The organism is Methylovulum psychrotolerans (assembly GCF_002209385.1).
Lineage (GTDB): Bacteria > Pseudomonadota > Gammaproteobacteria > Methylococcales > Methylomonadaceae > Methylovulum > Methylovulum psychrotolerans.
Map to the genome: position 1 here is coordinate 1,335,765 of NZ_CP022129.1, position 12,868 is coordinate 1,348,632.

Consider the following 12,868-nt stretch of genomic DNA (forward strand, 5'->3'; position numbering starts at 1 on the left):
CACACACTACCACTAATAAGGCAGAAAAAGAATAATCTCACCCATCAAACCGTCAAATACTGCTTAACCATCCCCTCGCTCAACGCCTCCATCGCCCCGGTCGCCACGGTGCGCCCCCTATCCATAATACAAAACCTATCCGCCACTTTCTTGGCAAACGGCAGTTTCTGTTCGACCAGTAACACTGTCACCCCCAATTCTTGGTTAATTTTGTTAATCGCCTGATGCACTTCACCCAAATCATTGGGATTAGGCTTAGGCATCGGCAACGGCGTACCGCGTGAGCGGTTGAGGCGAATAATGACATCACCAATTTCGCTGACGATATTCGGCTGGATGCCTTCGGTGGGTTCGTCCAAAATCAACAAGCGCGGATTCAGCACCAAAGCGCGGCCTATCGCCAATTGCTGTTGCTGGCCACCGGACAAATCGCCGCCGCGCCGTCTGAGCATTTGTTTTAAGACCGGAAAAATGTCATAGATATGGTCAGGGACTTTTTTAATGCCGTGCTTGCTAGCGGCACGCAAACCCGTTTTCAGGTTCTCCTCCACCGTCAATAACGGAAAGATTTCCCGTCCTTGCGGCACATAACCGATACCCAGTTCGGCGCGTTTTTCCGCCTTACCGTCGCCCAGCGTTTCGCCGTCCAAGGTGATCGTACCGCCCCGGACCGGAATCAAACCCATAATGGCTTTCAGCAAGGTGGTTTTACCGACACCGTTACGTCCCATCAGGCAGACACACGCGCCCGCCGGCACGTCCAAATCCAAATCCCACAAGGTATGGCTTTCGCCATAATATTGTTGCAATGCGTTAATTTTTAGCATTAGCCCCCCAAATAAACTTGAATGACGCGCGGGTCGTTTTGTACTTCGTCCATCGTGCCTTCGGTCAACACCGTACCTTCATGCAAGACGGTGACTTTTTTCGCTATCGAGCGGACAAACTCCATATCATGCTCGACCACCACTAAAGAACGCTCGCCTTGCAGCGATAACAGCAACTCGGCGGTGCGCTCGATTTCCTGATGGGTCATGCCCGCTATCGGCTCATCCACCAACATGACTTTCGGTTCCTGCATCAATAACATGCCGATTTCCAGCCATTGCTTCTGCCCGTGCGAGAGAATACCCGCCCGCTCCTTAGCAAACGCGCTCAAGCCAACCGTCTCCAGCACTGCCCCGATACGGTCGCGCTGTTCGCCGCTCAACCGGAAAAATAAGGTCTGCCATGTCCGCTTATCGGCCTTTAAAGCCAATTCCAAATTTTCAAATACAGTTAAGGCATCAAAGACACTGGGTTTTTGGAACTTCCGACCAATCCCTACTTGGGCAATAGCCGGTTCGTCCATTTTTAGCAAGTCAATGGTTTGCCCAAAGAATACCGATCCCACATCCGGGCGGGTCTTGCCGGTAATCACATCCATCATCGTGGTTTTACCCGCGCCGTTAGGGCCAATCACGCAGCGCAGCTCACCCGCATCAATGTAGAGCGATAGCTTATTTAAGGCCTTAAAGCCGTCAAAACTGACGCTGACATCTTCCATATACAAAATCGGCCCATGGCGGGTGTCCAGTTCGCCATCCGCCAAAACAGAAGACTTCAACTTATCATCTTCACCAAACAAATTTTCCGCAAAGGTTTTCATGCGTGTTGCTCCTGTAATTTCCGCCGCAACAGGCCGACGATACCATCAGGCAATAATAAGGTGATGACGATGAACACCGCACCTAAGGTAAACAGCCAGATTTCCGGCATTAATCCCGTCAACACCGTTTTGCCGTAATTGACCACCACCGCGCCGATAATCGCCCCATATAAGGTGCCACGTCCGCCCATCGCCACCCAGACGACAATTTCCAAGGAATTGAGCGGGGTAAATTCGCTGGGGTTGATAATACCGACTTGCGGCACATATAAGGCCCCGGCAACGCCTGCCAGCATCGCGGCAAAGACGAAAATCCATAACTTGAACATTTCCACCCGATAACCTAAAAACCGCACCCGCGACTCTTGGTCACGGATTGCGGTAACGACCCGCCCCAGTTTGGTGTTGACTATCCAGCGGCACAACAAAAATGCGCCGATTAAAGAAAAACCGGACAGGAACAGCAGCACCGAGCGCACCGCTTCAGATTGGATGTTAAAGCCTAAAATATCCTTAAAGTCGGTCAAACCGTTGTTGCCGCCAAAACCCATTTCATTACGGAAGAAGGCCAACAATAGCGCGTAAGTCAGGGCTTGGGTGATAATCGACAAATACACGCCCGTAACCCGCGAACGGAACGCCAACCAGCCGAACACAAACGCTAATATCCCAGGTGCCAACAGCACCATCAGCAGGGCAAAGCCGAAATGATCAAAACCGAGCCAATACCAAGGCAACTCTTTCCAATTCAAGAACACCATAAAATCCGGCAATAACGGGTCGCCGTACACGCCGCGCGTACCGATTTGCCGCATTAGGTACATGCCCATCGCATAACCGCCCAGCGCGAAAAACGCCCCGTGACCGAGCGCCAAAATGCCGCAATAGCCCCAGACCAAATCCAAGGACATGCCCAATAAGGCAAAGGTCAAATATTTGCCGATTAACGACACCGTATAAGCAGAAAAATGCAGCGGCGAATCGGCGGGGGTCAGTAGATTGCATAGCGGGATGATAAACGTCACCGCCGCCAAGGCCATCAACACGGTGGTGCAGGTTTTATCCTGGCTTGCTAATGTTAATAATTTCATATCAAAACCTTATTCAGAACCTTATTTGGGATAACACATAGTCAATATTAAGAATCCGCCGCCCTGCCCTTTTGCGGAAACAGGCCACGCGGACGTTTCTGGATAAATAAAATGATAAACACCAGCACCAAAATCTTTGCCAACACGGCCCCGGCAAACGGCTCCAAAAACTTATTGGCTATCCCTAAGGAGAAACCCGCCACCAAGGTGCCGAGCAAATTGCCGACCCCGCCGAACACCACGACCATGAACGAATCGACAATATAAGCCTGCCCCAGATTGGGGCCGACATTGGTGATTTGGCTTAAGGCCACCCCAGCCACCCCGGCAATACCGGAACCTAAGCCAAAGGTCATGGCATCGACCCGCGCCGTGGGTATGCCCATTGCCTTAGCCATCTTGCGGTTTTGCGCCACGGCGCGGACTTCCAAGCCTAAACGGGTACGTTTGAGGATTTGCAACAGCAGCACAAACACCAGCAAACAAAACACCAAAATGTAAAAACGGTTCCACGTCAATGACAAAAAATCATTGATCTGCCACGAGCCGCTCATCCATTCAGGCGTGGCAACACTGCGGTTTAACGGCGAAAAAATCGAACGCACACTTTGTTGCAAGATCAAACTTACGCCAAAGGTCGCCAACAAGGTTTCTAAAGGCCGTCCGTACAAGAAACGGATAATGCCCCGCTCTATGGCAATGCCGACCAGAGCAGAAATGACAAAAGCGGCGGGAATAGCCAGCAACACCGAAATGCCCAAATGGTTGGGCATCAGTTGTTGCATGACATAAGTGGTATACGCGCCCAGCATCATCAACTCGCCGTGCGCCATATTAATGACCCCCATCACCCCAAAGGTGATCGCCAAGCCAATTGCCGACAACACTAACACTGCCCCTAAGCTGAGGCCGAAAAACACCGTTTCTACCGAGCTGTACAGTTGCAGGCGGTTATTGATATTAATCAAGGCGGCTTTCGCCAAATTACGGATGTCCTCATCCGGCTCGACAAACTCGCCGCTCTCGTCCTTTTCCACCATCGCATTCAGGCGGTTGACCACCTCTTGGTTATTCTTGGCCTTTAAAGCCTCTATCGCCATAATCCGTGTGGCTTTATCTGGGCTATCCATATCCTGCAATAACAGCGTCACCTTAATGGCTTCTTTAACCGCCGGATCAGCTTCCTTATCGGCGCGGCTGCGCAACAAATCCAAGACCCTATCATCAGCCTCCTTTGCCATGGCCTTGACTGCCGCTAACCGCACCGCCGGGTCATCCGCGCTTAATTCCAATTCGCCGATAATTTTGCGCAACGTGCCGCGCATTTTGTTGGTTAAATTGATTTTGCTCAGGGCATCATGGTCAACCGCCCCTAAGGCGGCACCGCTGACGGCATCGCTGATGTCAAATCCCTGATGGTTATCAATGCCGATAACCAGCTTGGTATCGGTCTTGGTGGTAAATAATCGGCCATCCAGCAACGCTTGCAAAATTGCCAAATTATGCGCGTCCTTTATCTCGGCAAGCTGCATAATGGCCTGTTCGCGCTCCGGCATGGAGCCTTGCTTAAGGCTATTTAAAGCATCCAGCCAAGGCTGTGATGCGGTAATGGGGTCACTGTGCGCCGCCAGCGAAAATACCAGCATCAGCACCGCAAGCACATGATGGAAGCGCGTTAATGGAGGGATGTTCATCGTATTTTCCTTATCAGGGTAACAACAGGCCGTTTACCCCTGCCAATGGTTAGGCTTGTGCTGTTGGGGCGGGTGAGCCGGTTGCGCCGCACTAAGGCGGCGCAACCGGCACTTTATAAGCTAAGCGGACAAACTTAATAGTTTTGGCCGGAACACTTTTTGGTTTTGGTATTGTAGTTACCGCAATTGATAGGTGGGGTCCAGTCGGCAATAATCGGTTTGCTTTCCGGCAAATAATCCGACCAAGCATCACCGTCGATCAGCTTATTGGTTTGCCAAACGGTGACAAATTGGCCGTCATCCTGAATTTCGCCGATTAACACCGGTTTGCTGATATGGTGGTTAGGCAACATTTTCGCCATACCGCCGGTTAAGTTGGGGGATTCCACACCGATAATGGCTTTTTGAACAGCATCAGGATCGGTAGTCCCGGCTTTTTCAACCGCTTTCACCCACATATTGAAGCCGATGTAATGCGCTTCCATCGGGTCGTTAGTCACCCGTTTCGGATTCTTGATATACTCATGCCATTGCTTGATAAAGCCTGCGTTTTTGGTGGTGTCAACGCTCATGAAATAATTCCAAGCCGCCAAATGGCCGACCAACGGTTTGGTATCGATACCTGACAACTCTTCCTCACCGACCGAGAAAGCCACGACCGGAATGTTTTCCGCCGATACGCCTTGGTTGCCCAACTCTTTATAGAACGGTACGTTCGCGTCGCCATTGATGGTCGACACTACAGCAGTCTTCTTGCCAGTCGAGCCGAACTTCTTAATATCAGCAACGATACTTTGCCAATCGGAATGGCCGAACGGCGTGTAGTTAATCATAATGTCTTTCTTCGCCACTTTTTTCGATTTCAGATAGGCTTCCAAAATCTTATTGGTGGTGCGCGGATACACATAGTCCGTACCCGCTAAGACCCAACGCTTAACGCCTAAATCGTTCATCAGATAATCAACCGCCGGAATGGCTTGTTGGTTAGGCGCCGCCCCGGTATAAAAAACGTTCTTTGACGACTCTTCGCCTTCGTATTGCACCGGATAAAATAGAATGCCGTTCAGTTCTTCAATGACTGGTAACACGGATTTGCGCGATACCGAAGTCCAGCAACCAAAAATCGCCGCGACCTTATCCTTAGTCAGCAACTCGCGGGCTTTTTCCGCAAACAAAGGCCAGTTAGAAGCCGGGTCAACCACCACCGCCTCCAGTTTTTTGCCCAGCAAACCACCCTTTTTGTTTTGCTCGTCAATCAGCATCAGCATCGTGTCTTTCAGCGTGGTTTCGCTGATCGCCATTGTGCCGGATAGGGAGTGCAACACGCCGACTTTAATGGTGTCTTCGGCGTGTGCGGCGGGGAAAAAGGCTATCGCCGCAGCGGCGATAGGCGCTAAAAGCCGTTTCTTTGCGAACTTATTTGCAATTGTATTAAACATGTTCTTGTTCCTTAACATTTATACCGATGAGATTAGATTTGCACCTGAACGCCAAGCTTGATCGCATTGACAAACGTACCGTTGGCATTGGGGTTATAAATTGCGCCACCACCGGATAAATCACCGCCTTGCCATAACAAGGAGACACGGGCATTATGGCCATCAATGATATAGTTCATGCCGGCTTCATATTCACTTTGGTCTTGCTTAACATTAACACCACCAACAGAATAACCTTGGCGCGTATTAACTTGGGTGTACATGATATAAGGTTGGAATTGGCCTACCCACACCTTTTGGGGAATCAGATAGAGCAGGTTGCCGGTGACAGAGTCACCTTGGAATCCGTTCGTCAGACCGCCGCCGCCGCCGCCGACATAGAAAGTGGTCGGATCATTGGCACCAGGAGAGCCGTGGTGATAATCAATGCCAAAGTTTTTATATTCGGTATTGATCGTCAGTACGCCATTATTAGGCAGCACTTTTTCAAACTTAACATCACCACCTGCCAGGAGGAAATTGCCAGCGTTGGCGGCAGTTCCTGCACCATCTTCTTGATATTGGGCAAAACCAGCGAAGGTAAGTACATCACCATCGCCGCCATACGCCGTACCGCCAGAATAATAACCGGGTGCTTTTTCGGCATTTAGTATGTTATAGGCAATACGGGTACCATAAAGCAGATTGCCATCGGCATTAGCGCCCGTCTTATTGTGTTTTAAGCCCTGGAAGGCACCAAACACATATTTCAAATGGCCGTCCAAAGCCGCACCCCAATAGTTGACACCTTCATCACGGCCATAAGTACCGGCATCCATTCCCGGTATCACACCCTGAATACTGGCATCAGAAGGTTCGAAAGGGGCTTTAAAAGGTTCATAGGTCGCACTGTAAAATGGCCCGTTCATTTCCAGACGGCCTTCAGGCACCAGTTGCCGACCCGCCCAGATATTGGTGTAGGGATTAAATTCAAACTGGACAATACCGTCCAAAACCTGGATATCCGCTTTATCGTGACCATTACAACCCGGACATTCCGTGTTAAAGGTAAATTTGATATATTTATGGATTTGACCGTTTGTATACAAACGGAGGTTGTTCAGCGTGAAATCGGTCGACCATTTGGGATCGCCACCCGTATTTCCCGCCTTATCTTCAGCTGCCGAGAAACTGGTTCTCATCCCCAACCCGAGACTAATCCATTTGGTATCATCAATTTTAAACGTTGCTCCAGCTTCGGATACGGATGAATGACCTGCCACCAAAGCCGTTAAAGTCACCATTGGCAACCATCCGACCTGACGGATTTTTGCTAAATGCTTGCTTGAATTGTTCATGTTAAGCCCCTTTGATCTTAAGCTTGCGTTGATTGATACATCAAGCGGCACTTGATGTAGCCATGCGATACGGCTGGTAGAGATTATTTGGCTTATGCGGATATTGCACAATGCGTCATCTGACTCATAAGTTAAATGACGTATATCGGAAAAACCGGAGGATTTATACAGTAGCTGCCAGCAATCGTAGCGCGTGTTACAACGGAAAATGGGCAATACAGCGTCTTTGGATAGGGCGGTGTAGCGGTATTTCCAACCCGTGCGTGTATCCGGTATGCTATGCAAATACTGTCAGGTTACACTAGCGCCTTTCTGCCCAAGCTTAACCCGACCCCCAGCTTTCCATAGGAACCCGCACATGAAAACACCCACACCGATCTTGCTTTTGCCGCTCATTTTCGGCTTGATAGGGGGCGTAAATGTCAGCGCCGAACCGCTGGACAAACCGGCGATCAAAGCGATTGATCTGCAACTGAACCAGCAACCGCTCATTAAGTTAGGCTTATCCGATACCAAAGCGTTGCGTACCGCCGTCATTGCCAACCTTAGCCAATGGCGTTTTCCGCTCCAGACCGGAAACGGGCAAACGTACACGCATACCTTAACCGTCGAAATTGGCGACAGCAAATACGATCAAACTCCCGTGGGATTTTCTTTCACTAGCGGCAACTCCGACCCACGCGCTCCAGGTTTCCAAAAAGCCTATGTCACCCCTATCCAATGCCGTTTAGAAGCTAACGCCAACCCTAAGCAGGCAGAGCAATTGGCAATGACTTTTTCCGCACCTCCCGCCTCAATCAGCAGCCAAAAATTGCAGGAAACCTTAGCCGATAACATCAGCAGCGTGTGTTTTGATCTACTGGATAGCTTGAAATTTTTACCGCCAGCTACTGCCGCGCAAGCGGCGGCAACCGCCACCCAGCCAACCTGGATGCCGAGCGTACAAATAGAAACCGTACCCATTCCGCCGCTCCAACCCAAAGCAGAAAGCTTACCTACCGCGCCCTTACCCATAGCCGCCCCTGCGGCTATTGCTCCGCCGGTTCCTGCCACGACCTTACCTATGGCTACCGCCCCTAAAGCCATGGCTTCACCAACTCCCGCCGCCGCCTTACCTGCGCCAGCAGTAGAACCCGAAGAAACCCGTAAACAGGTCATCATCCATAACCAAGGCACACCTGTGATTATAAAATTTGGCTATGATCGGCAATAACATAGCCGCTTAAGCACTAGGGCAAAATGCCCTACCCTCCACCTCTACAATTAAATGCCATGGGGAGCCGGAGTAAAAAAACCTGTTTTTACTCCGGCTCCGATAACACCACGCAGAACCTTACCCGACCCTTATCCATCGGTTGCCTCCCCGTACGGGCCAATCCAGTGCAAAAATCCTTTCTTTGCACCTATATCAACCAAAATCTAGCCCCACGTTTGCACCAATATCCCCGTCAAGCACCGCTTTAACTGCGCATTAGCATGATTTTAATTCCGTTAACAGGCACCCCTCCATTTGGCATTGATAATGCATTTATTGTTGTATGCAACAATGGCGGGCAAGAATTATCCTGCCCATCGCTTTGCAGGCATAACAACACGTTTCGCCCAACAAGCAACGGTTACGCCGCCAGTTTCTGCCTATCTGGCGGGCTTACCTCTACCCATGAGACCACACTATGAACCGATACGTCACCAGCACACCTTACGCTTACCCTTACAACGGCGATTTACGGCCCGAAAACACCTGCCTGATTATCATCGACATGCAGTTCGATTTTTGCGGCGAAGGCGGTTATGTCGATAAAATGGGTTACGACATCGCACTGACACGCGCCCCTATCGGGCCGATAGGCCGTGTGCTGGAAACCTGCCGCAAACTGGGTTTTCACATTATCCACACCCGCGAAGGCCATAGGCCAGATTTAGCGGATTTGCCAAAGAATAAGCAATGGCGCAGCCGCCAAATTGGCGCGGGTATCGGCGATGTCGGCCCTTGCGGACGGATATTGGTGCGTGGCGAACCGGGCTGGGAAATTATCCCGGAACTCGCCCCCCTACCCGGCGAGCCGATTATCGACAAACCGGGCAAAGGCTCGTTTTACGCCACCGACTTGGATTTGTTATTGCGCAATCTTGGCGTAGAAAATATCGTCTTAACGGGCATCACCACCGATGTCTGTGTGCATACTACGATGCGCGATGCCAATGACCGTGGCTATGAATGCCTATTGCTGGCGGATTGTTGTGCGGCGACCGACCCTGGCAACCATCAGGCGGCACTGAATATGATAAAAATGCAAGGCGGGGTGTTTGGCGCAGTCGCGGATTCGGCAAGCTTTATTGCGGCAGTGTCGTAACACTATCCCCATCAACCTAGCCTAATCACCGCCTAAGCGCAGAGAACATCATTTTGAACACATCGACTGATTGTTTACCCTTGGATTTATTTTCCTTAAGACAAGCCTATCTGGACGGCACAACCACGGTATCGGCAGTGATCCGGCAAACCTTAGCACGGGTTAAGGATTTTAAAAACCACAATATCTGGATTAGCCTGTACGCCGAAAGTACGTTGATGGCGCAGGCGAAAAAGCTCGAAGGCTTAAATCCGCATGACCTGCCGCTCTATGGCATCCCCTTTGCTGTCAAAGATAATATTGATTGCGCCGGACTGCCGACCACTGCCGCCTGTCCGGGTTTCAGCTACCTGCCCGCAACATCGGCGTTTGCGGTGCAACGGCTGCTTGATGCAGGCGCTGTGCTGATCGGCAAAACCAATATGGACCAATTTGCCACCGGATTGACCGGCACCCGCTCACCAGAACCTTACGGTATTTGCAAAAACGCCCTCAATCCTGACTACATTTCCGGCGGCTCCAGTTCCGGCTCAGCGGTGGCGGTAGCGTTAAGTATCGTCAGTTTTTCCTTAGGCACAGATACCGCCGGTTCCGGGCGCGTCCCAGCGGCCTTCAATAATATTGTCGGCTTAAAACCTACCCGTGGCTTACTCAGTTGCAGCGGTGTTGTCCCCGCTTGTAAAAGTTTGGATTGCGTGTCGATTTTCAGCCCCACCCTCGCCGAGGCAGAGTACCTGCTGGACATCGTCACGGCTTACGATGCCCACGACAGCTATGCGCGTAGTGACCGTCAGTTGTTGGCCGCCGACCTCACCGCAACCGCCAAACTGCGCTTTGGCGTACCCAAACCGGAACAGCTCAATTTTTTTGGTGACGCGGAAAGCCAAGCCTTATTTGCCCAAACCGTCGCCAAGCTACAAACCTTGGGCGAAGTCGTGGCAATCGACTTCCAACCGTTTCTGGAAGCGGCGGCGTTACTCTACGAAGGCCCGTGGGTTGCCGAGCGTTATGCGGGTATCCGCCCGTTTATCGAGACCCATCCTGAACAACTGCATCCGGTCATCTTGGAAATCTTAGCGGCGGCAAAAACCAAAAACGCCATCGCCGCCTTTGATGCGCTGCATCGCTTGCAACAACTCAAACGTCAAACCACGACGCTATTACAAGGCTTATCCTGCATTGTTGTACCGACCGCACCGCGCATTTACCGTATCGAAGACGTGCTAGCCGACCCGATCCGCCTCAACAGCAATCTCGGCTACTACACCAATTATATGAACCTGCTGGACTTGGCCGCCGTTGCGATACCCGCCGATTTTTACGCCAACGGGCTACCATTTGGCATTACCCTGTTCTCAACCGCCTTATCTGATAACCGTTTGCTGACCATTGCCAAACGCTTTGCGGGCATCAGCGGGCAACCGCCCACACCCAGTAACTCGCGCTACCAACGCCTAGCCGTCTGCGGCGCACACTTGCAGGGTTTACCGCTAAATCCGCAATTGCTGAATTTAGGCGCCCGCTTTTACGCAAGCACCCGCACCGCCGCTAAATATCGGCTTTACGCCCTAGCCATTGCCCCACCGGAACGCCCCGGTTTAGTCCGCGACGACCACGCTGGCCAAAGCATCGACGTAGAAATATGGGAGCTGCCCAAAGAAAACTGGGCAAACTTTATCAGCAACATCAAAAGTCCGCTGTGCATCGGCTCGGTGGAAATGCTGGATGGCAGTTGGGAATATGGTTTTTTATGCGAGCCTTATCCGTTAGATAAATCGGTTGATATTACCCAGTTTGGGGGCTGGCGGAATTATTTGCAAAATAAGGCGTAAGGCAGGCAAATTAAGGCTTATAATTTAAAAAAACCGCCAAAAAGCCATTCCCTTTCTTACTGACAAGGCTATCATGACCCATCTAAAAACTCCCCTACCATTCACCCTATCCCCCGAAATGATTGAAGGCGATAGTGCGGACTGGCGGCAACTGCGCGAAGGCGTAGTGTTGCGTACCTTATTCGAAGATACCGACAGCGGCTACAGTGTCGGCCTGATCCGTTACCAACCCGCCGCTTGTGTCCCCCTGCATCGGCATATCGGCGACGAGCATATTTATGTGCTGTCCGGTTCGCAACAAGACGAACGGGGCATCTATGCGACCGGCAGCTACATTTATAACCCCGAAGGCTCCCAACATAGCGTCAGTAGCCAAGACGGTTGTTTGGTTTTGGTGCATTGGCATAAGCCCGTGCAGTTTATTGGCGATTAAATTTGTTAGGATATGCCCACAAAGAGCCTATCCTAATAACATCAATCAAACGCCACCCCACTTTCCGCTGGCTTAACGGCCGCAAATGGAAAACTGTTATTTTTGCGTATGCCCATGCGGATGATCGTCAGCATTTTGCTGAACTCTTCGCTTTTTTTGATATGGCGCAGCATTTCATTTTTCGCGGCTTGGATGTCGCGTTTTAACAAATATTGGAGGATGCGGTAATGTTCTTCGTAAGTTTTCCTGATGCGTTCCTGATCGGTAAAATCCAAACGCCGGACGATGCGGATGCGGTTGTTGATGTCGATCAGCAATTTCATTAACGCTTGATTGCCGCCGCCTTCGGCCAGCTTGATATGAAACGCCTCATCTAGGCCGGCTACCCGCTCCGCTTTGCCCTCATCATCTTCGGCGGTGTCTTGTTCCCAGACTTTACACAAATTTTTTAACGCCTCATCCGACATATTGGTGCAAGCCAATTCTAACGACAACATTTCCAGACTGACGCGGATTTGGTAGTAATCGGTAAATTCCTCCAAATCCATAGACCGCACAAAACAGCCTTGTTTGGGACGGATGGTAATCAACCCTTCGTTTGCCAAACGCTGCAAGGCTTCCCGAATCGGTGTTCTGCTGACATTAAAATAGTTAGCCAACTCGGTTTCGGTCAAACGCGAATTGGGCTGAACTTCAAAATTCAGGATCATGTTACGAAGTTTCTCATAAATGTGTTGCGCAGCCGCGCCTTTTGCTGTCGTCATGTCAGTTCTTAGTAAAAATAGAGGCATCTGCCAGCAATGCCCAAAAGATCAATAAAGTTAAGAGGTCGCCCTATTATGCGCCCTAATAGGTGAGTATATAACATCCGACCACCGAATATTGAAGTGCCCCGAAAAACCTGCCTAAGCCAGAAGTGCGACATTGATGTGCAAAATTACCGCTTTTTACACCCTATTGACCAGAAATTGTGCAGGCTTACTCCGCCATCAAATCCTTACCCTCCTTTTATTTTTAGAAATTACGAATTATTTACAATA

General features: G+C 50.6%; 11 protein-coding genes. 4 read left to right on the forward strand and 7 right to left on the reverse strand.

Translation table 11 applies throughout. From position 1 onward, the window contains the following. Positions 1–44: 44 nt before the first annotated feature. The 6 genes from CEK71_RS06070 to CEK71_RS06095 all read right to left on the reverse strand — a co-directional run bounded on the left by CEK71_RS06070 (position 45) and on the right by CEK71_RS06095 (position 7,209). Positions 45–827 (reverse strand): ABC transporter ATP-binding protein, encoded by a 783-nt coding sequence (locus CEK71_RS06070; RefSeq protein WP_088618548.1) that lies wholly within the window; start codon positions 825–827, stop codon positions 45–47. After that, the gene (urtD, locus tag CEK71_RS06075; RefSeq protein WP_088618549.1) at positions 827–1,648 is read right to left on the reverse strand and encodes an urea ABC transporter ATP-binding protein UrtD; all 822 of its coding nucleotides are present in this window, start codon (positions 1,646–1,648) and stop codon (positions 827–829) included. The genes CEK71_RS06070 and urtD overlap by 1 nt, the downstream gene beginning before the upstream one ends. Next, complete coding sequence (gene urtC / locus CEK71_RS06080; RefSeq protein ID WP_088618550.1) at positions 1,645–2,739, reverse strand: urea ABC transporter permease subunit UrtC; 1,095 nt, start codon at positions 2,737–2,739, stop codon at positions 1,645–1,647. Before urtC ends, urtD begins: the two co-directional genes overlap by 4 nt. A gap of 47 nt (positions 2,740–2,786) precedes the next feature. After that, a complete protein-coding gene (gene urtB, locus CEK71_RS06085; RefSeq protein ID WP_088618551.1) occupies positions 2,787–4,433 on the reverse strand; it encodes an urea ABC transporter permease subunit UrtB in 1,647 nt (548 codons plus the stop codon). A gap of 134 nt (positions 4,434–4,567) precedes the next feature. Further along, a complete protein-coding gene (gene urtA, locus CEK71_RS06090; RefSeq protein ID WP_088618552.1) occupies positions 4,568–5,872 on the reverse strand; it encodes an urea ABC transporter substrate-binding protein in 1,305 nt (434 codons plus the stop codon). A gap of 32 nt (positions 5,873–5,904) precedes the next feature. Further along, positions 5,905–7,209: a hypothetical protein gene (locus CEK71_RS06095; RefSeq protein ID WP_088618553.1), complete on the reverse strand. Its 1,305-nt coding sequence runs from the start codon at positions 7,207–7,209 to the stop codon at positions 5,905–5,907. A gap of 358 nt (positions 7,210–7,567) precedes the next feature. Here CEK71_RS06095 and CEK71_RS06100 point away from each other — a divergent pair, with 358 nt between their 5' ends. The 4 genes from CEK71_RS06100 to CEK71_RS06115 all read left to right on the forward strand — a co-directional run bounded on the left by CEK71_RS06100 (position 7,568) and on the right by CEK71_RS06115 (position 11,828). Then, positions 7,568–8,422, forward strand: coding sequence for a hypothetical protein (locus tag CEK71_RS06100; protein ID WP_088618554.1), 855 nt, complete (start codon positions 7,568–7,570; stop codon positions 8,420–8,422). Between the two features lie 460 nt (positions 8,423–8,882). Next, entirely contained in the window at positions 8,883–9,563 is a 681-nt protein-coding gene (gene biuH / locus CEK71_RS06105) for a biuret amidohydrolase (RefSeq protein WP_088618555.1), read from the forward strand. 53 nt (positions 9,564–9,616) lie between these two features. After that, positions 9,617–11,395 (forward strand): allophanate hydrolase, encoded by a 1,779-nt coding sequence (gene atzF / locus CEK71_RS06110; protein WP_088618556.1) that lies wholly within the window; start codon positions 9,617–9,619, stop codon positions 11,393–11,395. A gap of 73 nt (positions 11,396–11,468) precedes the next feature. Continuing rightward, positions 11,469–11,828, forward strand: a complete 360-nt coding sequence (locus tag CEK71_RS06115) for a dimethylsulfonioproprionate lyase family protein (protein ID WP_088618557.1) — start codon at positions 11,469–11,471, stop codon at positions 11,826–11,828. Positions 11,829–11,869: 41 nt separating this feature from the next. Here the strand turns inward: CEK71_RS06115 and CEK71_RS06120 are convergent, their stop codons facing one another. After that, entirely contained in the window at positions 11,870–12,592 is a 723-nt protein-coding gene (locus CEK71_RS06120; RefSeq protein ID WP_088618558.1) for a GntR family transcriptional regulator, read from the reverse strand. Between the last annotated feature and the right edge of the window lie 276 nt (positions 12,593–12,868).